The organism is Chryseobacterium pennipullorum, from assembly GCF_003384725.1.
In the GTDB taxonomy this organism is placed as follows: domain Bacteria; phylum Bacteroidota; class Bacteroidia; order Flavobacteriales; family Weeksellaceae; genus Chryseobacterium; species Chryseobacterium pennipullorum.
Genome location: NZ_QNVV01000017.1, coordinates 80,894 through 104,632, shown reverse-complemented (window position 1 = coordinate 104,632; position 23,739 = coordinate 80,894). Strand labels below are relative to the sequence as shown.

The 23,739-nt window shown below is 41.5% G+C and carries 18 protein-coding genes; 16 read left to right on the top strand and 2 right to left on the bottom strand.

Annotation, left to right across the window (positions count from 1 at the left end; all coding sequences use genetic code 11):
• Nucleotides 1-57 precede the first annotated feature (57 nt).
• A complete protein-coding gene (locus DRF67_RS16740) occupies nucleotides 58-633 on the top strand; it encodes a Crp/Fnr family transcriptional regulator (protein WP_115929448.1) in 576 nt (191 codons plus the stop codon).
• A gap of 204 nt (nucleotides 634-837) precedes the next feature.
• Nucleotides 838-1,647: an alpha/beta hydrolase gene (locus tag DRF67_RS16735; protein WP_115929447.1), complete on the top strand. Its 810-nt coding sequence runs from the start codon at nucleotides 838-840 to the stop codon at nucleotides 1,645-1,647.
• Between the two features lie 86 nt (nucleotides 1,648-1,733).
• Here the strand turns inward: DRF67_RS16735 and DRF67_RS16730 are convergent, their stop codons facing one another.
• Entirely contained in the window at nucleotides 1,734-2,831 is a 1,098-nt protein-coding gene (locus DRF67_RS16730; protein WP_115929446.1) for a Fe(II)-2OG oxygenase family protein, read from the bottom strand.
• A 215-nt stretch (nucleotides 2,832-3,046) separates the two neighbouring features.
• Between DRF67_RS16730 and DRF67_RS16725 the strand changes: the two genes are divergently transcribed.
• From DRF67_RS16725 to DRF67_RS16685, 9 genes are read left to right on the top strand one after another with little or no spacing between them, the layout of a single operon-like run.
• The gene (locus DRF67_RS16725; RefSeq protein WP_115929445.1) at nucleotides 3,047-4,573 is read left to right on the top strand and encodes a pyridoxal phosphate-dependent decarboxylase family protein; all 1,527 of its coding nucleotides are present in this window, start codon (nucleotides 3,047-3,049) and stop codon (nucleotides 4,571-4,573) included.
• Nucleotides 4,545-6,953 (top strand): GNAT family N-acetyltransferase, encoded by a 2,409-nt coding sequence (locus DRF67_RS16720; protein WP_115929444.1) that lies wholly within the window; start codon nucleotides 4,545-4,547, stop codon nucleotides 6,951-6,953. The genes DRF67_RS16725 and DRF67_RS16720 overlap by 29 nt, the downstream gene beginning before the upstream one ends.
• Nucleotides 6,946-8,262: a lysine N(6)-hydroxylase/L-ornithine N(5)-oxygenase family protein gene (locus DRF67_RS16715; RefSeq protein ID WP_115929443.1), complete on the top strand. Its 1,317-nt coding sequence runs from the start codon at nucleotides 6,946-6,948 to the stop codon at nucleotides 8,260-8,262. The genes DRF67_RS16720 and DRF67_RS16715 overlap by 8 nt, the downstream gene beginning before the upstream one ends.
• Before the next feature lie 8 nt (nucleotides 8,263-8,270).
• Nucleotides 8,271-10,085: an IucA/IucC family protein gene (locus tag DRF67_RS16710; protein WP_115929442.1), complete on the top strand. Its 1,815-nt coding sequence runs from the start codon at nucleotides 8,271-8,273 to the stop codon at nucleotides 10,083-10,085.
• On the top strand, nucleotides 10,082-11,485 hold the full coding sequence (locus DRF67_RS16705; protein ID WP_115929441.1) for an MATE family efflux transporter: 1,404 nt from the start codon (nucleotides 10,082-10,084) through the stop codon (nucleotides 11,483-11,485). The genes DRF67_RS16710 and DRF67_RS16705 overlap by 4 nt, the downstream gene beginning before the upstream one ends.
• 1 nt (nucleotide 11,486) lies before the next feature.
• Nucleotides 11,487-11,732, top strand: coding sequence for an acyl carrier protein (locus DRF67_RS16700; RefSeq protein WP_115929440.1), 246 nt, complete (start codon nucleotides 11,487-11,489; stop codon nucleotides 11,730-11,732).
• 4 nt (nucleotides 11,733-11,736) lie between these two features.
• Entirely contained in the window at nucleotides 11,737-13,125 is a 1,389-nt protein-coding gene (locus DRF67_RS16695) for an AMP-binding protein (RefSeq protein WP_115929439.1), read from the top strand.
• A complete protein-coding gene (locus DRF67_RS16690) occupies nucleotides 13,112-15,580 on the top strand; it encodes a TonB-dependent receptor (protein ID WP_115929438.1) in 2,469 nt (822 codons plus the stop codon). Before DRF67_RS16695 ends, DRF67_RS16690 begins: the two co-directional genes overlap by 14 nt.
• A 2-nt stretch (nucleotides 15,581-15,582) precedes the next feature.
• Nucleotides 15,583-16,770 carry a PepSY-associated TM helix domain-containing protein gene (locus tag DRF67_RS16685; RefSeq protein ID WP_115929437.1) on the top strand — a complete coding sequence of 396 codons (1,188 nt, stop codon included), beginning with the start codon at nucleotides 15,583-15,585 and terminating at the stop codon, nucleotides 16,768-16,770.
• Between the two features lie 54 nt (nucleotides 16,771-16,824).
• Here the strand turns inward: DRF67_RS16685 and DRF67_RS16680 are convergent, their stop codons facing one another.
• Nucleotides 16,825-18,315, bottom strand: coding sequence for an aminotransferase-like domain-containing protein (locus DRF67_RS16680; protein WP_115929436.1), 1,491 nt, complete (start codon nucleotides 18,313-18,315; stop codon nucleotides 16,825-16,827).
• Nucleotides 18,316-18,381: 66 nt separating this feature from the next.
• Between DRF67_RS16680 and DRF67_RS16675 the strand changes: the two genes are divergently transcribed.
• The 5 genes from DRF67_RS16675 (at nucleotide 18,382) to bioA (ending at nucleotide 23,557) form a co-directional block, all read left to right on the top strand.
• A complete protein-coding gene (locus tag DRF67_RS16675) occupies nucleotides 18,382-19,005 on the top strand; it encodes a hypothetical protein (RefSeq protein ID WP_115929435.1) in 624 nt (207 codons plus the stop codon).
• Nucleotides 18,998-20,107 carry an aminotransferase class I/II-fold pyridoxal phosphate-dependent enzyme gene (locus tag DRF67_RS16670; protein ID WP_115929434.1) on the top strand — a complete coding sequence of 370 codons (1,110 nt, stop codon included), beginning with the start codon at nucleotides 18,998-19,000 and terminating at the stop codon, nucleotides 20,105-20,107. The genes DRF67_RS16675 and DRF67_RS16670 overlap by 8 nt, the downstream gene beginning before the upstream one ends.
• 40 nt (nucleotides 20,108-20,147) lie before the next feature.
• Nucleotides 20,148-20,759, top strand: coding sequence for a dethiobiotin synthase (bioD, locus tag DRF67_RS16665; RefSeq protein WP_115929433.1), 612 nt, complete (start codon nucleotides 20,148-20,150; stop codon nucleotides 20,757-20,759).
• A gap of 2 nt (nucleotides 20,760-20,761) precedes the next feature.
• Nucleotides 20,762-21,745 (top strand): biotin synthase BioB, encoded by a 984-nt coding sequence (gene bioB / locus DRF67_RS16660; RefSeq protein WP_115929432.1) that lies wholly within the window; start codon nucleotides 20,762-20,764, stop codon nucleotides 21,743-21,745.
• Between the two features lie 519 nt (nucleotides 21,746-22,264).
• Entirely contained in the window at nucleotides 22,265-23,557 is a 1,293-nt protein-coding gene (gene bioA, locus DRF67_RS16655) for an adenosylmethionine--8-amino-7-oxononanoate transaminase (RefSeq protein ID WP_115929431.1), read from the top strand.
• The last annotated feature ends 182 nt before the right edge of the window (nucleotides 23,558-23,739 follow it).

Here is a 23,739-nt window from a genome sequence, read left to right as displayed (position 1 = left end):
TTTTCAGTGTAAAGAAATCCATCAGTACCAAACACAAACTCTGCCAAGACATCCCGAATGAATACCACCGCATTTTTACAACAGATCAACCAGTATCATCCATTATCCCAAGAAACAATAAAAGCCTTTCTGGAGATCTGTACAGAAGAGCAATACTCTAAAAATGATTTCCTGCTGGAATCCGGCAGCATGGCCAGGTATTATTACTTCGTCATCTCCGGGTTGGTAGGATATTATACCACCAGTGAACAGGGAGATTATCTCTATAAAATCTTCTTTGAGGAAAACAGCTTTGTCGCTTCTACAGCCGCTATCATTAAAAGCGAACCCAGTGACTTCAATATTGTAGCCCTGGAAGACTGTACCGTTATCCAGTATCCGGTGAGGGCTTTCCGGGAGCTGTTGACAATGCATCATGACCTTGCTCTTTTTCAGGTACACTATCTGGAAAAAAACTGGGTGGTACAAAAAGAACCTTTGGAAGTTTCCTTAAAATACGAAACAGCTAAACAACGGTATAGGCAGCTGATGGAAAACCAATCCTTGTTTAACCGGCTGAAACAGCATCATATCGCTTCTTATCTGGGAATCACTCCCACACAGCTCAGCCGTATAAAAAAAGAAATAAAATGATCAAAGCTTCAACATATGTTGAGGCTTTTCTTTTTTTTCATCCTGAACTTTGCGTCAGCATACGATCTGGGACAGGCACATTTTTTGAGTGATAGATCAAAGGGGTTTCAATACAGTGGAGTAGATCAGTGAAACCAAATGTCTAACCCGGATAGGGATGTACTCTTAAAGTATGCTTCATTGATTTTAAAAATTTTTTACAGCATGAAAAAGTTAATCAGCATTGTTATGATGATGGCGGTTGCAGCACAGCTTTCCGCCCAAAAAATTACCCATCAGGAAATTTTCAGTCCGAAAATGAACAAAAAGATCAAAACCATCGTTATTACTCCCAACCTGCAGAGCAAAATGACCTATCCTTCGGTCTATATTCTTCATGGCTTTAGTGGGAGCCCGGACAGAATCATCAAGCAAGATATTCCTGACCTTGTAAAGAAGGCACAGGAATATCAAACGATATACATCATTCCGGACGGTAATTATAGCTCCTGGTATGCAGACAGCCCTATTGTCAAAGATTCCCAGTATCAAACCTTTATTGGAAAAGAGCTGGTGGATTTTATAGATAAAAATTATCCAGTGAAGCCGGAAAAAAAATACCGCGGCATTCTGGGATGGAGCATGGGGGGATATGGGGCCACAAACATTGGGGTTACCTATAACAAGACCTTTGGTATAGTAGGAAGTTCATGTGGTGCTTTAGATTTAACATCAATAGGAGAGGGATATAATAAATATATGGTCAATAAAGTGTTAGGTCCTCTGGAACGTTTAAATTCTGCTTTTCTTACAGACTCAAAAATCAAACTGATGGCTGAGGCAGACCAACGCTATATTTTCGACTGTGGTACAGAAGATGTCCAAATGATTGGAATGAACAGGAGTTTTCATAAAAAGCTCACCGAACAGAAGATCCAGCACCTGTATACAGAATCTCTGGGTGGGCATGATACCCAGTACTGGAGCCGATCGCTCTCTGAGCAGTTGACCTTGTTCGACAAATTTTTCAAATAAAAAAATGCATAAAAAAATCCTTTTTAAGATCAAATCTTAAAAAGGATTTCATTTGATATTATTTAATTTACAATGTTTACAAAACATTAAAAGTGTTGGAAATTTTTCCCCAGATGTTCTTCAATCACAAAGAACGGGTCTTCCGTAAGGGTATGGCCTCTCATATCAATAAGGCTTACCTTGCTCATCATTCGGAGCATAATCCTTCTTTCGCACGGATGCTCTATGCCGTCAATATGTCTCACCCCTGCACGGAAAGCAGATCTTCCATGAGCACATAAATGATTGTTGACCAGGATCACATCTCCAGCCTGTGGTGTAAAATCAGAATAGATGAGATGTCTGGCCTCTTCCCAGAATTCTTCCAGATAGTGCTGGGCCTTATCAGACTGTCTGATGCTGGAGCTGAAAAGCTGTTCCGCAGCATCAAATCTTATAAAAGGAAGCTTTTTATTTCCATAGAGCACAGAGTCCAGTGTATCCTCTTCATTCATACCGGTTTCCAGGTTGGCATCCTTGGGGATTTTGTAGATGGGCTCAAAAAGCGGATGATAATTTTCCCCAATAACTTCGTGGGACCGGATAGAGTATAGGGTAGAAGGAACCTGCTCCTCATTCCGTACATACATAAAGCTTAAAAAATCAGCCTGATGTTTCAGGAAGGCATCCTCAGTATGTACATACAGATCTGTGGACGATCCTGATCCCGTTTGCGTTTCCTTCATTTTTTCATCAGGAATAATGGCGTGAATCAATCCGCCACCTTTTCGCTGGGAATAATACTGTACCGGTTTTGATGGTAGTGCACCATGAACCAGTGCGCAGGCAAATCCGTACAAATTAAACTTTGAGTAGTCGGCAGACTGCCAGTTTGCCGGAGTATTTCCGATATTCTCCTGGTCGATATCCATCAGTCCTTTAAAAATCAGTGCCCCATATTGATCTTTGGAAAAATCACTTGCAAAATCGGCGGCCATGTTTAAAATTCTTTCCGGCAGAAAGTAGGAAGCCAGCTGGTGAACATGTCTTATAAAATCGCGGTTTTCATAGCTGCCATATTTTTTCTGGAGATGCTCCGCTGCATCTTTTATCATTCTCCGTTCCTGAGAAGTAATCTCAATAACGACGGGAAGCAGTTTTACCGCAGTAATACTGTCGTTATCTAAAATTTTTATAGAATTCATTAAAAAAAGTTTGGTGTTAAGTAATAATTTTTATCTTTGTTTTTAATTATTCTAAATAACAATAGCGAGTTCAAATTTAGTAATAATTAAACAATTACCAAATAAAAGTTTAAAAAAATGAAAAATTTAAAGACCTGACTGTCAGATATATAAAATTGTATATCAAAAAAACCACAAACAATTTTCGATTTAAAAAATCACCAACAATTACTTATATGAACAATAATATAATATCCCTTGGAGCGCTTTCAGATGTAGCTTCACCTCAGATTTCGGGGAATTTTGGGAATATTTTTCATCCTGACAATTATGATCATTATCGTAATGCTGTCAATAGTACTTTAGACCTTGTACAGGAGTTTCTTTATAGAAATGATAAACCTTTCAGCGGGATTGAAGCCAGAGAAATGAAAGGGATGGTACAACAGATCGATCTCAATCAAAAACTTTCAAATTATAATGAACTTCTTGCCGAGGTAGATGATATCTATGTAAAACACGCCACGGCTTTCCACCTTCCCCAGTATGTGGCCCATCTCAATTGCCCGGTGGTAATCCCTGCCCTGGCAGGTGAAATTCTTGTAAGCGCCATCAATTCTTCGCAGGATACCTATGATCAGAGTGCCGGAGGAACTTTTATGGAAAGAAAACTCATAGACTGGACGGCCGGTCAGATCGGCTATAATACCTCGGAAAGCGATGGCGTTTTCACTGCAGGAGGTTCGCAGAGCAACTTAATGGGACTGGTGATGATGCGCGACTGCTTCGCCCAGAAAAGATACAACCACAATATTAAAATGGATGGCCTTCCTCAGGAGGCTAGTCGTTTCAGAATATTTGTTTCAGATAAATCTCACTTCAGTAATCTGAAAAATGCCTCCATCATGGGGCTTGGTGAGAAATGTATTGTTAAGGTACCCACAGATGACCGCTTCCGTATGGATATCTCTCTCCTGAAGAAATACATTAAAAGGGAAGAGCAGCTGGGTAATATCCCGATTGGTATTGTAGCCACAGCAGGCACCACGGATTTCGGTAATATTGATCCTTTAGAAGATATTGCCAACATTTCTGACCATTACAATATATGGATGCATGTAGACGCCGCATACGGCTGTGCTTTACTGCTGAGTGATAAATACAGGGATCTTATTAACGGGATTGAGAGAGCAGACTCCGTGACCATCGATTATCACAAATCTTTCTTTCAGCCCATCAGCAGCAGTGCTTTTATTGTTAAAAATAAAAAAGAGCTGTTGATCCTTAAACACCACGCAGACTATCTGAACCCTAAAGAAATGGATGAAGAAGAAATTCCTGCCCAGATCAATAAATCCATCACCCAGAGTACCCGCAGGTTCGATGCGCTTAAACTTTGGTTTACATTAAGAATGATGGGAAGGGAACAGCTTGCTGAATACACCGATACAGTAATAGATCTCACTAAGGATGCAGCAGCCATGATCACAGAAGATCCGGACTTTGAGCTTCTTTCCGATTCGGATCTGAGCGTTCTTGTTTTCCGCTACCTAAGGCCGGACATACATGATCTCAATGCTCTGAACCAATATATTAAAATGAAACTTTTCTACAGTGGGGAAATCCTGGTCGCCAGTACAAAGGTCGACGGAAATTTCTATCTGAAGTTTACGTTCCTCAATCCGATAACCACTACGGAAGACATCCACCAAATTCTCACCACAATCAAAAGGCATGGAAAAGACTTTAGTACAGAAAAATAAAACCGGAGAAAAAGCGAGGGAAATCACATTCAGGATTCTGCTGAACGGGATGCTGAGAGAGCTTGGAAACGGAAAATTCTACCAGGGCGTTCCGAAATACGATCCGCTCACAGCCAAGGCTCTTCAAAATAGTAAGTTTCCCCTCCATATAAGATTTGAGCTTAAGAAGAGCGGACTTTTTCTGTTTGCTCCCGTTTCTTATCGTTCAGAAAGTGCTTTTCATGAATATGGTCCCCATGTGTGGGCTGTGGATCATGAAAACCAGAAGGTCTTTGAAGTAGATACCGACGAGCTTATCGGGCTTATTTACAGGGAGTTTTCCGACACGTACAGTGAGACAGGACTCAATCGTTTTGCAGACAGGATCAAAAGCAGCTTAAAAAATCTGGAACTTACTACGGAAGCATGTTCACAAAAGGAAGAAACACTGACCTATTCGTTTTTGGAATCCGAACAGAAACTTCCGGCAGGACACCATCTTCATCCTTTTACCAAATCAAGAATGGGGTTTTCAGAAGACGAACAGATGCTGTTTGGGCCTGAATCGGGAAAAGGCTTCCCGCTGGATTATTTTCTTATTCACAAAGACTGTGTTACTGAGAAATCATTACCGGGAATCTCGGCGAAAGAAATATTTGAAAAACTGGTGTCTATACCGGAAAGCTACGATTTTGAAAACGCAAATGACTTCTATATTGTTCCATGCCATCCCTGGGAAGCACAATATCTTCTGTCTACTGAAGAATATCCGGAAATGCTGGGATCAGGAAAGATCATCCATCTCGGACAGCTGGGAGAAGAGTTTTACGCAACCTCATCGATAAGGACCCTTTATAACCCGGATTTCAGCTGGATGCTAAAATTTTCACTCCATGTTTTAATGACCGGATCGGTACGCACCAACAGTGTCAAAGACCTCAACAGGGGCTACGCGTCTGCCATTTGGTGGGAATATCAGAAACCTGCATTTGCAGAGAAGTTTCCGGACTTTCAATTATTGCTGGAACCTTCCTCTTTGAGCGTTCATTATGATGGAAAAAATATAGACAGCTTCAATATCCTGATCCGCGATAATCCGTTTACACCGGAAGACAAAATTCTTCTGCTCGCAAGACTTTGCCAGGATGAGTCTGTGAACGGCTTCAATTTTACAACCCATTTCTTCAAAGATGTTGCCGGTAAGCTGAGAACAACTCCTGAAGCCGCAACGATCATATGGTTTGAGAAATATGTGGATGTATTGCTGTCCCCTCTGAATGTGTTGTTCAACCAATTGGGAATGGCACCGGAAGTCCATCAGCAGAACCTTTTGATACAGCTTAATGATCAGCTTCTGCCTCAGACCATTTATGTCAGAGACGGACAGGGATATCTGTTAAGAGAAAGCTTTAAAGAAAAGTATCAGCCTATGATCAGCAGCTGTCCGGAAATTGATGAACTTTTCATACGGGATGGACGTCTTTTGGATATTGTTTCCCATCACCTCCTGGTAAGCAACCTGGGAGCGTTGATTTCTTCTATTGGTAAAACCGGATTTGTAAAGGAAAGAAAACTGATCAATATTCTGTATCAATCTTTTGAACGTCTGCATGAAACAGAGCCATCAGAATTGACAACATATGCATTGTACCAAAGATATTGGGCTGTAAAATCAAATCTTCAGTCGGCGGTCTTTGATGTGGACGGCGGCGCCAATGCTGCTGCAATTGTCTACGCTAAGGTGCCCAATCTCCTGCACAAATACTTTTTTTCGGATCAGCTGATTCATCCTCAGGGAAAAGAGGCTTTTTTTAAACGGTATTTCCAAAAAGAAGAGGTTACTATGAGCATGCGTCCGATAGATCTTGAAAATGATCTTGAAATGCTTCACGAATGGTTCAACCGCGAACATGCTGTGAAAATATGGCAGATGAACTGGCCGATATCCGAGCTGGAGACCTATTACAGACTGATGCTTCCGGGCGATGAAGCCCACAGCTATATTGTGGCCGGCAATGATGAACCTTCATGCAATATTGAAGTGTACTGGGCCTGCAGAGATATCGTAGGTGACTATTATGAAGTATTGCCAACCGATTACGGAACCCATCAGTTCATCGCACCTACCGATCCCAAAAAGAAATTTGTATCTCCTTCTACACAGTCTATGGTCGATTATGTGTTCGCACAGCCTGAGGTAGGTAAAATGGTTGGTGAGGGATCTGTAGATTCTCTGGCTTCCATGATGAACAAGGCACATGTAGGCTTCAAAGTGGACAAAGTGATAGAAATGCCTCATAAAAAAGCCAACCTTAATTTCTGCTACAGAGAATGGTACTGGGAAAAATTCCCTCAAAACAAAGACGTACCCATCACTACAAACATCAAAGAACATGAATAACGAAACGATATATAACATCATAGGCATAGGAATAGGTCCGTTCAATCTGGGGCTTGCCGCATTATCCGACCCGATTCCGGAACTTAAAACACTTTTCCTGGACCAGCGGGATGGTTTCGACTGGCATCCGGGATTGATGATTGACCATGTTACCCTGCAGACGCCTTTTCTATGTGACTGCGTATCGATGGCTGATCCTACAAGCCCGCTGAGCCTTTTGAACTATCTGAAAGAAACCGGAAGGCTGTATAAATTCTTTATCAGGGAAAGCTTCTTTATCCCAAGAAAAGAATACAACCGCTATTGCCAATGGGTGATTCAGCAGCTTCCACAATGCCGTTTTTCTACGCAGGTAGTGGATATCACCTATGAGGATGGCTTGTATCTGGTGACTACAATTCACACAAAAACCAAAGAAACGACGGTTTTCAAAACGGAGAGACTGATTCTTGGGACAGGAACACAGCCCAATATTCCTTCTTTTATTCCTAAAGATGATGCACGCATTATGCATACCAGCCATTACCTGTACCGAAAAGAAGAACTTTTGACTGAAGGAAAGAAAATAGCCATCATCGGCTCCGGACAGAGCGCTGCGGAAGTTTTTTACGATCTTCTTCAAAACAGAAATGAAACTACGGAACTGGGCTGGTATTCAAGACCGGACAGGTTCTTCCCGATGGAATATTCGAAGCTTACGCTGGAACTTACTTCTCCTGATTACGTAGAATATTTCTATAACAGAACCGAAACGGCAAAAAAAGCCATTTTAAGCAAACAGCAAAGCCAGTTCAAGGGAATCAATTATGATCTGATCAATGATATCTATGATTTCATCTATGATCTTAATATAGACAATGCCGATCCAAGGCTCAGAATTATTCCGAACAGCCAGCTGAACAGGGTAGAAATCAACGACCCATATCTTATGAATCTGGAATTTACGCAACTGGAACAGGAGGTTCCTTATGAACAGGAGGCGGATTACCTGATTCTGGGAACCGGCTACCGTTATCATGAGCCATCTTTCTTACAGAATATTCAATCGAGAATCAAAAGAGATTCCAGCGGATTGTTTGACGTCAACAGGAATTATTCCATAGACCATAACGGAGGCGAGATCTATGTGCTTCATGCGGAGGTACACACTCACAGCTATATTTCCACAGACCTTGGAATGGCCGCCTACCGTAATTCTTATATCATCAATGATATTCTTGGAAGGGAACATTACAAAATAGAGAAGAAAATCGCTTTCCAGGATTTTGATGTAGAACAATACGCTGAATTACCAACTGTCAAAATTTAATATTAAAAATGAACACCCACTTAAAAGATAATACCATTAGCCAGGAACACTGGCATCAGGCCAACAGAAACCTAATGGCCAAAACGATTGCAGAGCTGATACATGAAGAGCTTCTGAAACCAACTGTAACCTCTGAAGACCAGGACGGATTCACTGTTTTTACTCTTGAAACCGGTTTTGAAAACATTGTGTACCACTTCCGGGGCCAGGAAAGAATGATGGACTACTGGCATATTGATAAAAAAAGCATCGTCAAAACAGAGAATGGACAAGAGCAGCCTTTCCTTGATGTTGCCGCTTTCTTTATGGAAATGCAGGCTGTATTTGATCTTGATCCTTACACCATCGCAAGATATACGGAAGAATTGCTGCATACCCTGTATTGTGATGCCCTGATCTTAACCAAAGGAGTTATGGCTTCACAAGATCTTGCCGCTGCAGATTATCAGACCGTAGAACACAATATGACCGGACATCCATGGGTGATTGTGAACAAAAGCAGACTGGGTTTTTCTCCCCGTGACTTGAAGACATTTGCTCCTGAAGCAGAAGAAAACCTCAAAGTGATCTGGCTGGCCTCTCATACAAGCAGATCAGAATTTCAATCACTGAATCATATCAACAGGGAGGAATTTTACCGTTCCGAAATAGGAGATGTATTGTATCACGCTTTTCAGCAAAAGCTTATCAATGAGGGCAAAAATGTGGAGGATTATCACTTTATTCCCGTACATCCGTGGCAGTGGGAGCATAAGCTTCAGATTCATTTCGCCGGAGATATTGCTTCGGGACTTTTAATAAAGCTGGGCGAAGGAGAGGATACCTATAGCCCCCAGCAGAGCATCCGTACTTTGTTTAATGCAGATCATCCCGAAAAAAGATATCTGAAAACAGCGGTCTCTATCCTGAGCACCGGTAATATCAGAGGTTTGTCTCCGAAACAGATGAAAATTGCACCGTCGATTACAGATTGGGTAAAAGGTCTGATAAAGGATGATGCTTACCTTGAAGAGAAAGGAACTATCTTTTTAGGAGAAGAAGCTTCCATCGCTTATCTGCATCCACAATACGGCGCTATTGCTAATGTTCCTTATCAGTATAATGAATTTCTGGGTGCTTTATGGCGCGAAAGTGCTGAAAATTACCTGACGGAAGATGAGCAGATGGTCACTATGGCCTCTCTGCTTTACGTAGACGATAACGGAATTCCTCTCGTTCAGGCATTTGCAGAAAAAGCGGGAATGAGCATTAAAGAATGGATCACCAATTACCTTGATGCTTACCTTACTCCTTTGCTGCATATTTATTATACCCACTCGCTGTGTGTTACTCCTCATGGTGAAAACATTATGGTCGTCCTTAAAAATGGGGTTCCACAGAGAATTGTTATTAAAGATTTTGTAGATGATATTGTATTGACGACAGAAGCAAGGGAAAAGCTTCCTGCCCATCTGGCAGACGGATTGATCCAGTCTTCCAATAAAGAAAATATACCACTATTTATTCTGCTTGGTGTTTTCGATGCCTTCTTCAGATACCTTTCGAATGTACTGCATACATACTCTGACTTTAAAGAAGAAACATTCTGGACACTGGTTCACCACTGTATCGAAAACTACAAAGAAGAGAACGCACACCTTCAGGAACGTTATGAGAAATACGATCTGTATGTTCCTGCATTCAAGAGATTTTATATCAACAGCCTGCGTCTGAAAAATAACGGATACAGCGAAAACAAAGCGTTTGCAATTCCAAGAAAAGACGGGGCACTGCCTAATCCGCTGCACCAGATTGCCAACAAAAACTCTGTTGCAGCGGTATGAGGAAATTCCTGCATATACTAAAAGAAGGAACGGTTTTTACCTATGGAGCCCTGGCCGGAAAGAAAACAGAGCTTACTTCCGGAAGTATCAACCGTTCCATCTTTAGCTTAGCCATTCCTATGGTGATGGAGCTGGTGATGGAGTCCGTATTTGTAAGTGTCAATCTTTTGATTATTGCCAGATTAGGTGATAAGGTGCTTGGGCTTGTAGGAATTACGGATAACTACATCAATTTTGCATATGCCATTGCTGTTGGGCTTGGTATTGCGGCAGCTACGCTCACTGCAAGAAGGGCCGGTGAAAAAGACAAAGTAGGGATGGGAAGAACAGCTCACTATATTATGATGTTGGCGCTCTTTTTCGCCTTGCTTATCGGAGGGATTTCCTGTTATTTTGCGGCGGAAATTGTAAGCTTTTTGGGCATCAATGCAGATACTGTAAGTGACGGGCTTTCTTTTTCCAGACTGGTTTTTATAAGCATTGGGTTGGTGATCCTGCGTCTTTCTGTAAATGGGCTTTTCCGGGGAGCCGGGGATGCTGATCTTGCTATGAAATCACTTTGGATCTGCCATATCTCGAACATTATATTTGCCGTCATCCTGGTATTTGGATTGGGTTTTATTTCCGCTTTCGGATTGATGGGGCTAGCTTATGCCACGGTTTTATCAAGGCTCCTGGCTGTTTTATACCAGGCTTTTATTCTTCTTTCCGGAAGAACGAGCATCCAGATTCTGGTTCCTTTTCATCTGGACATTCCACTCTTACAGAAAATCCTGAAGATCGCCTTCGGAGGACTGGTTCAGTATATTATTCCCACATCCAGCTGGCTGATCATGGTGAAGATTATTTCAACCTTCGGAACGACCGCTCTTGCAGGGTATATTATTGCACAGCGTATTGCTTCAGTAGCAACCATGCCGGCATGGGGAATAGGCAATGCTGCCGGGGTGCTTACGGGTCAGAATTTAGGAGCCGGAGATCCTGAGCGTGCAGAGAAAACGGTCTGGAGGGCAGGAACGATCAACATGACTTATCTTGTGGCAGTAGCTTTGTTCTGGCAGCTTGCAGCAGAATACGTGGTGAAATTCTTCACGACAGAACCTGAAGTCGCACGGTATGCCGTACAGTACATCCACGTGGTTTCCATGGCCTATCTGCTGTTAGGATTCACCATGGTGATCAGCCGGGCACTGAATGCAGCCGGAAATATTATGCAGGTTACGCTGCTGTATATCATCATGTTTTATGTTATTCAGCTTCCGTTAGCCTACCTTCTGGGGGTAAGGTTTCAATGGGAACTGAGCGGAATATTCACGGCTATAGTTTCTTCGGAAATTGTATTGGCTGTGCTATTCCTTATGATTTTTAAAAACGGTAAATGGAAAACTATAAAAATTTAAAATGAACACAACAGAAGAATTTTATGAAATTATCGCCTCTGCAATTGCAGTAAAAAAAGAACTGGTGGATGAAAACCTTACCTATCAGGAAATTCCGGAATGGGATTCTATGTCTCATCTCCTTATTGTAGAAGCTCTTGAACAGTTCTACCAGATCAAATTTGATTTCAATGATATCCTGGAAATGGGTACTGTTGGAAAAATTCGTGAAAAAATGAAAAAATACGATGTCCTCGTAGAAAACTAAGAATATGAAAATTTTAGAAAATGTAATGGCCAACAAGAACCTGGTGTTTACAGAAGCTTCAAGCGGTACCACAATACCGCTTGAAGTCCTGTCCGGGTCTTTAGGCTTAAACCCTGCAGAAAAAGGATTGCTTTTTCTGTACAATGACAATCAGCTGCCCGGGATTGAGGTTCTCCTCAATTTTTACGGAACAGCACACACCATTGCCATATTGGGACAAAAGCTGCATTCGGAGTTTAAAGACCGTATCGAAGCAGAGTACCGTCCCAAATACATCTTTGATCCGCTTCGTGAAGAAATTCCGGGTTACAGCATGAAGAAGCTCTCGGATACCATCAGCATCTTTATGAAGGATGATTATCAGGATGAGGTTAACATTCATCCAGAAATCAAAATCTTGCTGAGTACTTCAGGAACCACTGGGATTCCGAAGCTGGTAAAGCTGTCAGATGAAAATCTCTATCAGAATGCCATCAGCATTCTTCAGTACATGCCAATTCTTGAGTCTGATGTTGTCCCCCTGAATGTACCGATTAATTTTGTGTATGGATTCTCTATTTTTACCACCAACTGTATGCGGGCGGGAAGAATCGTATGTTCAGATAAAGACATTATGCAGAAAGCATTCTGGGACGAAATGGAAGAATACGGCTATAGTACGTTGGGTGGTGTTCCTTATCTGTATGAAAACCTGAACAGAATAGGATTCTTCAGAAAAGACAGCCCGAGCATCAGGTATTTTACCCATACCGGAGGAGTGATCAACGCTGAGCTTAGAAAAACGATTTTCTCCTATTGCCATGAATTTGGGAAAGATTTTTTTGCACAATACGGACAGACTGAGGCTGGTGGAAGGATGGCGTATCTTACCACAGACGGATTGCTGGAAGAGGAAACGTCTATAGGAACACCTGTAAAGGGTGGAAATTTCAGTATAGATCCTGATACGGATGAGCTTCTTTTTTCACATTCCAGTATTTTCGGGGGATATGCCAATACCCTTGCAGACCTTGCAACCTATGAGCAGTCTTCGGTACTGCATACCGGCGATACTGCCAGAAAAGGACCTAACGGGATCTATTACATCACCGGAAGAATCAAACGTATTATGAAGCTTTTCGGAATACGCCTTAACCTGGACGAAGTAGAATTTATCCTTAAAAATGAGCTGAAGGGAAATACATTTGTATGTCTGAATTCCAACGATAAAAAAATTGTTGTGTTGTATGACAACCCGGATGTTGATCCCCAGGTCATCACAGAAACCATCAAAAACAAACTGCGTATCAATCCACAATATGTACGCACCGAACGTATAGAATCTTTTCCATTATCACAAAACGGTAAAATAAATTATCCCCTGTTACAAAACTTACAGCATGAAAACATCTAAAACCCTTATATTACTTCTTGGTCTTGCTTTATCTTCCCAATCGCTTTCTGCACAGCAGAACGACAGAATTCATGGCAAGATCATGCTGTCTGAACAGGCACCTGTAAAAAATGCCCTTTTAAGATTGGTCAACACTTCTTATCAGGCAAAAACAAATAATTTAGGAGAATACTACTTTGAAAATGTGCCACCTGGGGAATATACGCTTCAGGTGGTTTTAAATGATATTGAACTGATGCGTGAGCCTATTCACATTCAGAAAGATATCAGTGAAATTCCTGCCATTTACGCACCACTCAACAACAATGTCATCGAGGGAATTACAGTATATGCATTCAGCAGAAATAAGTTTCTGGATAAAGACAGCATTTCGGTTTCCAAAATGCCATTAAAGAATTTAGAAAATCCGCAGGCGTTTACCAGTATTAACCAGCAGATTATGAAGGAGCAGCTTACGTATGATATTTCAGAAGTATTAAAAAATGTTCCGGGTATGGTGAAAATGCAGGGGAGTCCCGGAAGAGGTTCCGGAGATGGAAGCTTCTACTACAGTCTGAGAGGTTTTCCTACAAAAGTATCGATGGTAGACGGAGTTCCCGCAACAACCAACGGAGAGATCGATCCTGCAGATATTGAACGTTTAGAAGTGATCAAAGGGCCGGCAGGAACTTTATACGGCGGAGCGGTAACATCTTTCGGCGGACTCATCAATTCGGTGACCAAAAAGCCAAAGGATTATTTCGGTGGAGAAGCCTCTTATCTTATGGGAAGCTATAATCTGAACCGGGTAACCGCTGATGTTTACGGTCCGATTACAGATTCGCGAAATATGTTGTTCCGTTTAAATGCGGCCTATCAGTATCAGAACGGATTCAGGGATTCTGAATTCAGGAAGTCGTTTTTTGTAGCACCTACCGTGAGTTATCAGGTTAACGACAGACTTAAGTTCAACTTAGGCGCGCAGATCTACAATTATGAAGGAACCAATACCCCGATTATTTTCCTTCCCAGAACAAGACCTTATTTTGCTCATAATCCCGATGAACTTGGATTCGACTGGAAAAAGTCATATTCCAATAATGATATGACCTTGAAGGCTCCGTCAATCAACGTAAAAGCAGAGGCTAATTACAAAATTTCAGACAAATGGTCTTCACAAACCTTGCTTTCAAGAAACTTCAGAAAAACGGAAGGGTTATACCAATACCAGTTTATCAGAGGAAATGAAAGTGATACCATATTGGAACGTAATGTACAATGGCAGAACTCAGAAGCTTCTTCTACAAGCATCCAGCAAAACTTTAACGGAGAATTTAACATCGGTAAGGTTAAAAATAAAGTATTGATCGGACTGGATTATCTTAATCAGTCTATTAACAATAATCATTCTCCGATTGTGGTTTTTGATAAAATTGATGGAAGAAACCCTTCAGGACCGGTGGGAGGATCAGTGACCGGAATATATGGTAACATATCCAGAGACCTGGCTCTTAAGAGAATTAACGGGGCTATCCAGGATGCTATTGATGTGAAAAAAAATGCATTAGTGAGAAATACTTCATCAGCGAACCTGTATGGAGCATATATCTCCAATGTAACCTATATTACGGACCGTTTGATTACATTGTTAAGTTTACGTCTTGATCATTATCAAAGTGAAGGACAGCTTAACATGAATACCAATATTCGGGCTGGGGAATTCAAACAGACCGCACTGTCTCCAAAAGTAGGAATAGTGTATCAGATCATTAAGGATCAATTATCTGCCTACGGAAACTATATGAACGGCTTTAGTTATACACCGCCTGTTATCCAGCAGTTGGCGGATTACAGCGGAGATATGAAACCACAGATGGCGAACCAGTGGGAAGTGGGAATAAAAGGAAATCTTTTGAGAAATAAAGTTAATTTCACCGTAGGATACTATGACATCCTTGTTGATAATATACAGCGTGGAATCGGAGTTTTCCAAGATGGGAAAGAATATAATATTGTTGTTCAGGATGGGACACAGAGAAGTAAAGGGATCGAAATTGAAACCATTATGAATCCTGTTCAGGGACTAAATATTATGGCCGGATATACGTATAACCACAGCAGATTTGAAAAAGCAGATGCAGATGTGGAAGGACGCCGTCCGGAATCTGCCGGCCCTGCCAATGTATTCAATTCATGGATCAGCTATATCCTTCCGATCAGTGGACTTCAGGGACTGGGAGTAGGTTTCGGGGTCAACCATGTAGGAAAGCAGATTACCGGAAACAAAGTGAAAACCGGACAGTTTGCATTTCCAGCTTATACCTTAGTTAATGCATCCATCTCCCTTGAAAAAGAAAGATACAGATTAGGATTTAAGATGAATAATCTGGGTAATGTACAATATTTCGCAGGACAGGGCGTTGTCGTAGCGCAGATGCCTCGTAATTTTGTTGCTGAGGTAAGCTTTAAATTTTAAGGATGAAGCTAAAGTTTAGAAAAATTGCATATCAGTTACATCTATGGCTCGGACTAACGTCCGGGCTTATAGTTGTTATCATGGCAGCGACAGGATGCATCCTTGCTTTTGAAGAAGAATTAAAGCCCATTGTTCACCCCAACAGATATTTTGTTGAGAATATAGGAAGAAAAAAGCTTAAACTTTCCGAGCTTACCACAAAAGCAGAACAGGCGCTCCCGGAAGGATTAAAAATCAAAAGAGTGGTGATTTCTTCCGACCCGTCGCGAACCTATGTATTCCGTACCCTGAAAATGGATAATGAAGCATGGACCTATTGGGGAACTTATCTGTACTATTACCGGATCTATATAGATCCTTATACCGGAAAGGTGCAGGAAATCGAAAATGCAAAACAGGACTTCTTTGAAATTGTACTGGATCTGCATCGCAGGCTTCTGCTGGGTGAAAAAATTGGGAAAGCCATTACCGGTTATTCTACGTTAATATTGGCTGTTATCCTTTTTTCGGGGCTGGTGATATGGTATCCCCGTAAAATGAGCAAAAGCATGCTGAAAGGAATGTTTTTCATTAAAACATCTGCCAATTGGAAGAGGATCAACTATGATGCTCATAATGTACTGGGTTTTTATTCGGTCATTCCTTTGCTGCTGATTTCTTATTCCGCATTGATATGGAGCTTTGGGGATGTAGACCAGTGGATCAAGAAAACCTTGAATGGAAATGGCCCTAAAGAAGAGAAAGCTAAAAGTACCCTGCCTTCCACAGAATTTTCAAGCCAGGGAAATATTCTGAACCTTATCGGAAGCACAATGGATAAAGGCCTTTCTAATAAGAAATCGGCTCTGATCAATTTCCCGAGATCGGAGGAAGGTACCTATTATGCTGAGCTAAGTTATGATGGAAGGCAATACCGGAACGAACAGTTTAATTTTGATCAATATTCAGGAGAGATCTTAAAATCTCAATCTTACAAAAACAAAAATATCGGCTATGGAACTGCATTAAGAGAAAGAAATTATGACCTGCATACCGGAAGTATTTTAGGAATGGCCACCCGCATTATCTATTTTCTGGCTGCTGTTATCGCAACATCGCTTCCGATTACCGGTTTTATTATTTATTTGAACAGGAAAAAGAAAAAACCGAAACACAAAAAAAATAAAGTTGTTTTTCCTGCTCATCATTAATAAAAGCCTCTGCAAAGGGGCTTTTATGTTATTCTTAGTACAATTTTGTGTGATTTAGCTGGTCAATACTTTCACGTTTTTTGAAAAGATTTCAATACTTTTTTCCATTTCTTCAAAATTCAGGTCTCCAAAACCCAGCCGCATTGCTGTAAGTCCTTTATTCTGATACAATAAAGTTTTAGGAATGAAAAGATTATCTTTTATACAATCGCGGCTCAGCTGCATCAGATTGATGGGAATATTCCACTCCAGCCATATGGCGAGTCCACCGGAAGGTTTCTGAAAAGCAATGCGTTCACCCAGCTTTTCCTGCAGCAGCAATGCAAAATGATCCCGTCTCTCCTGATATACTTTCAAAGATTTCTTCAGATATCGGTTGATTTCCCCATCAGCGATCATTTCTCCTAAGGCCCGTTCCATCAGGATGTCGCCCTGACGGTCAATAATACCAAGATACTTCCTCATCTCTGCCATCAGGCTTTCCGGGGCTACAATAAAACCGGTCCTGAATCCTGGGGCCAGCGATTTTCCAAAAGATCCTATATAGATGACCATTCCGTTGGTATCAGCACTGGCTAAAGGCAGAATTGGGCTTTTATCATAGTGGAACTCATAGTCGTAATCATCCTCAAGAATAATGAAGCCATACTCGTTGGCAAGTTCCAGCAGCTCCAGCCGTCTCTGTGCACTTAATGCCACAGTGGTTGGATAGTGATGATGGGGAGTAAGATAAAGCATCCTTATTTTCTTTTTCTGACAGGCCTCCCTTACACTTTCTACAATAATTCCTTCCTCGTCGATGGGAAGAGTGATAATATGGACTCCCGATTTTTGGAAGATCATATTGACAGAAAAATAACTAAGATCTCCCACCATCACAGTATCTCCCGCTTCGAGAAGAATTTCGGAGACAATATAGATGCTCATTTCCGTACTTCTTGTAATCAGAAGATTGTTTTTAGAAATAGGGAGCCCCCGGGACAGATTAAGATAGCGGGACAAATGCTCTTTAAAAAACTCACTGCCATCCTGGTTATAATGTCCCAGGGATTTCTGATGAGCTTTGCGTTTGAGGATGGAACTGTAAAACCGGGAATGCTGAACAATCTGGGTTAGCCGGATATCCGGAGCCCCGTCATTAAAAATAAATTCACAGTCCGAATGTTCAAAAGGATTATCAAGAATGTTGGAAATTTTAAACTGAAAACCCGGCTTTGTAGGATAGTTCTGAAGATAGTTCTGCTCAAAACTTTTCACTTGTAGCGGTTTTTCCTGGTCTTTTCCAATGACAAAGGTTCCTTTGTTTGGAAAACTCTCTATCCATCCCTGTGCAGAGAGTTCATCAAAAACTGCGACAGCAGTATTCCGGTGTACTTCGAGAATGCTGCTGAAAGCCCTAGTTCCGGGAAGCTTGGTGCCAAATGGCAAATAACCCCTCTGAATCGCATTCACTAACTGATTAGAAATTTGTAAATAGATCGGAGTTTCAGATTTTCGATCAATTTTTATAAAACTTTCGTAAGGAATTTTAACCGGACTATCCATAATATCAAAACTGGCACCATAGAACCATCCGGCAATATACTACTTTTGGCACCAAATTAAAAATCTATGGAGTTTTATCATCTGCTGAAAAAAATTGTACAGGAAGGAAATTCTCACGCCAGATGGCTGAATACTCTTTCTTTCATGGAAAATGCCGGAGCCAGGAAAATATCAAAATGTGAGCATCCCGTTCTGGTGACCCTGATCCAGCTGAAACATGCGGCTGAAGAACACCGTCATGCCTATTACCTTAAGAAACAGATCGGAAAAATAGATCCTGAACTTTGTAAGACCTATGAGAATGGAGAGCTTCTTGCTCCGACAGCAACCAGACAGTATTTGCATTCATTAGACATTAAAGCCTGCAGATACCTTCAGGACGTATTCAATCTGAACAAAGAAGACCTGAAATATGCAGCGTATCTATTTGTAACCTATGCTATTGAGGTTCGTGCTGATGAACTTTATCCCGTGTATCAGCAGGTTCTTACGGAAGAGTCATCTAAGGTGATGGTCAAGTCCATTATCCTGGAAGAAGAAGGGCATCTGGAGGAAATGATCAATCAGCTTGACGGTTTTTCCTCTGACTGGCAGGAACATGCAGACAACATTCTTGCTATTGAAAAGGAGCTGCACGACCAATGGATTACTGCCATTACTAAAGAGATTGCACAACTGAATTATGCCTGAGGAGAGCCATCATTTTTGGGAGGCCCTCCTTCAGAGAGAACAGCAGGGAACCCTAAGGGTGCTACGGGAAAAAACCGAAGGAATCGATTTTTATTCTAATGACTATCTTGGATTGGCGCGCAGTAAAGAATTCAGCGAAATCCTGCTGCAAAAGGTTACTGAAAACCCACAATTGCTTTCAGGAAGTACCGGATCCCGGCTCATCAGTGGAAACAGTCCTGTGGTAACGGAGACAGAAGAATATATTGCCCGGAAGCACCGGTTTCCCACAGCATTGCTTTTTCCGTCGGGCTATAATGCTAACCTTGCGTTGTTTTCTACGCTTCCAGACCGTCACGATACTATTGTTGTCGATGAACAGATCCACCGTTCCGTACATGATGCCTGCCGGATGTCTAATGCCAGAAAAGTGAAGTTCAGACATAATGATACTGATCACCTGGAAACTTTACTGAAGAAGCATGAAGGACGTTGTTATGTTGCGGTAGAAAGCCTGTACTCGATGGAAGGAGATGTTGCCCCACTTCGGGAAATCTCAGAACTTTCCAGGAAGTATGGTGCACATCTGGTGGTAGATGAAGCTCATTCGTTCGGGGTTTTCGGATATGGGATGGTTGATGCGTATGAGTTACAGGATTACGTTACAGCAGTGGTCGTTACCTATGGAAAAGCTTTAGGAGCTCATGGGGCGGCTATTCTCTGTAGTGATACTGTGAAGGCCTATCTCGTGAATTTTGCGTCGCCTTTTATCTATACTACCTCAGCACAGGATTATCAATGGATGGCCATACAAATGGGTTATGATTATTTGGAAGCTCAATCCGGGTTAGCAGAAAAGCTTCAGCAGAATATCAAAACTTTCAGAAATCAGAACATCAAAACACCTTCCTCCCCGGAAAGCCCGGTACAGGCAGTTGTGATTCCCGATAACCGGAAGCTTAAAATGGTACAGGAAGCTTTAACCCGGGAAGGTATTCTCACATACGCCATATACAGCCCTACGGTAAAGCAGGGTACTGAAAGACTGCGGGTTTGCCTTCACAGTTTCAATACGGACAAGGAAATTATACAGCTTACTGACATTATTAAAGAATTTATATAAAAACAAAGAAGCATCTAGGCTTATTACAATACGATCAGATATGAAGTTATTTATGACAGGAATCGGAACAGAAATCGGTAAAACCATCTGTTCAGCTATTTTGGTTCAGTATTTTAAAGCAGAGTATTGGAAGCCCGTGCAATCAGGGGATCTTCATCATACAGACAGTCACAAAATTGCGGAATGGACAGACCATGCGGTCTGTTATCCTGAAACCTACCGACTTCATCTGGCTGCCTCTCCACACCAGTCCGCCAGAACAGAAAATATCCAGATCGATCTGGACTGTTTTCAATTACCCGAAACGGAAAACCCACTGATCGTAGAGGGCGCAGGAGGATTGATGGTTCCGCTTTCAGACCATAGGTTTATGATTGATCTGATAGATCTGCTAAACCTTCCCGTTGCCCTCGTGGTAAGAAATTATTTAGGATGTATCAATCACAGCCTGTTGTCCATCATGGCCTTACAGCAGAGAAGCATAAAACTGGAATACCTCATTCTCAACGGCGAATTTCCCATCGATACAGAGAAGGTGATTTGCAGCTTTATCGAAAAAGAAACAAAAATTATCAGGATTCCGGAACTGACAGGTACCGGTAAAGAACATATTAAAGAAGCTGCACAACAATTAACAATAACAAAATTATGATAATGGATCAAAAAACAACAATCAGAAACAACTGGACCAAAGAAGAAATAGAGGAAATTTATCATTTACCACTCATGGAATTGATTTATAAAGCGGCTACTGTACATCGTGAATGGCACGATCCGTCTGAAGTACAGATTTCCACCTTATTGTCAATAAAGACCGGAGGATGTCCTGAAGACTGCTCCTACTGCGGACAGGCAGCGCGCTACCATACCAACATCAAAGTACAGGCTTTGCTTCCTACAGAAACAGTGATTGCTCACGCACAAAAAGCAAAAGATTCCGGTTCCTCAAGGTTCTGTATGGCTGCAGCTTGGCGTGAAGTAAGAAATAACCGTGACTTTGACAGGGTGATAGATATGGTAAAAGGAGTGAATGAGCTTGGGCTGGAGGTGTGCTGTACGCTCGGTATGCTTACCGAAGAGCAGGCGGTAAGACTCCAGGAAGCAGGACTCTACGCTTACAATCACAATTTGGATACTTCTGAGCAGTATTACGAAGAAATTATTTCTACCAGAACATTTGATAACAGAATCAATACCATCAATAATGTACGGAATGCCGGTATTACGGTGTGTTCCGGAGGAATTATCGGTTTGGGAGAAACCCACAGGGACAGGATCTCCATGCTTCTCACATTGGCCACTATGCCTAGACATCCGGAATCAGTTCCGATCAATGCCCTGGCCAGGGTAGAAGGGACCCCATTGGAAAAAAACGAAAAAGTAGATCCATGGGAAATGGTAAGAATGATTGCTACGGCAAGGATCGTTATGCCGGCTTCTATGGTAAGATTAAGTGCAGGCCGCATCGAAATGTCAGAAACGGAGCAGGCGTGGTGCTTTATGGCAGGGGCCAATTCAATTTTTACCGGAGAAAGAGAAACCCTATTGGTAACTCCTAATCCCGGTGTTTCTGAAGATATGCAGATGCTGCAGACCCTGGGCCTTAAGCCTATGATGAAAAAAGAAACATGCTGTTAAATAATTATGAATTACTCAGCTGAGTGAAACGCCTTTGCGACCTTAAAAGCAATATCAAAGTAATAAAACTTAGCGTCCATAGCGATAAGACTTAATATTAAAGCAGTGCATCACTTATAAATACTTTTCATCAATATCAAACGCTATGATTCACAAATAACATATGTATGTAGTCTGAATATTTTCATTCTCAATGGCATTTTATATAGCTGAGTGAAACGCCTTTGCGACCTTAAAAGCAATATCAAAGTAAAAAAAACTTAGCGTCCGTAGCGATAAAATTTAAAATTAGAGCAGTGCATCATGTATAAATATTTTTCATTAATATTTAACGCTATGATTCACAAAGAACATATGTATGAAGTCTGAATATTTTCATTCGCAATAGCATTTTATATAGCTGAGTGAAACGCCTTTGCGACCTTAAAAACAATATCAAAGTAAGAAAACTTAGCGTCCATAGCGATAAAACTTAAAATTAAAGGACTTCATCACGTAATAATACTTTTACATCAATACATGAATACAACAATAAAAAAAGCAAATCTTCAGCAAAGAGATAAAGCGGTCAACTGGCATCCTTACACCCAAATGAAAACAGCCGGTGAAGCGATTCCGATCGTTAGAGGAAAAGGAGTTTATCTTTATGATCATGATGGGAATACCTATATAGATGCCGTTTCTTCCTGGTGGGTAACTTTACATGGACATTCCCATCCTTATATAGCCCAACGGGTTTCCGAGCAGCTTCATACGCTGGAACAGGTGATCTTTGCCGGCTTTACCCATGAACCGGCTATACAGCTTTCAGAGAACCTTCTGAAGCTGCTTCCGGAAGGTCAGCAAAAGGTGTTCTATTCGGATAATGGATCTACTGCTGTAGAAGTTGCTTTGAAAATGTGCATACAGTATGCACATAACCGGGAGAAAAAGAAAACAAAAATTCTGGCCTTTAAGAATGCCTACCATGGAGACACTTTCGGAGCGATGTCTGTGAGCGGAAAGAGCTTCTGGACAAAACCTTTTGAAAGCATGCTTTTTGAAGTTATTTTCATTGATATTCCTAATGCCGGGAACATAGAAAGCTTACAACAGCAGATTAAAGATCTTGCTGGCGAGCTTGCCTGCTTTATCTTTGAGCCACTGGTACAGGGAGCGGCCGGAATGCTGATGTATGAGGCGAAAGACCTGGACAGGCTGATGAAATTCTGCAGAGAACAGAATATCCTGATGATCCAGGATGAGGTTTTTACCGGTTTTGGCAGGACAGGTAAACTTTTTGCTACAGACCATCTTATGGAAAAGCCAGATATTATGTGCTTCTCGAAGGGATTAACGGGTGGTACCATGCCAATGGGAATCACTACCTGCACCAATGAAATCTATAATGCGTTCTTATCCGAAGACAGACACAAAACACTGTTTCACGGACATTCTTTCACCGCAAATCCTTTAGCTTGCGCCGCTGCTTTAGCCAGCATGGAATTATTGCTTAATGAAGAAACCCGGAAGAATATCGAACGGATTACCCGTCAGCATTCTGCATTCACAAAAGTACTCGAGTCCGTACCCCAGGTGGAACACATTCGTCAGATTGGAACGATCTTAGCGTTTGATTTTAAAACCGGGCAGGGGACTTCCTATTTTAATGAAACCGGTAAAAAACTGTATAACGACTTCCTGCAGCGGGGCATTATCATGCGTCCGTTGGGTAATGTGGTTTATCTGGTGCCGCCATACTGCATTACTGCTGAAGAGCTGGATTTTGTATACCAGACTATTATGGATGTCTTGGCACAATATCAAGTATAAATGTCCAATTGATCCTTTTGTACTTCAGAAGGAAAACGATATATCTTTGCCTGTAGAATGATATGGTTTTTCCTTCTGTCGTTTTTACTGCCTCGTAAGCCTTGTTATCGTTTATCTGATGCAGCAGTAGCCTGTAACATGTACAGTTTTTTTTATGCTGAAGATATGGCTTGTTTTTTGAA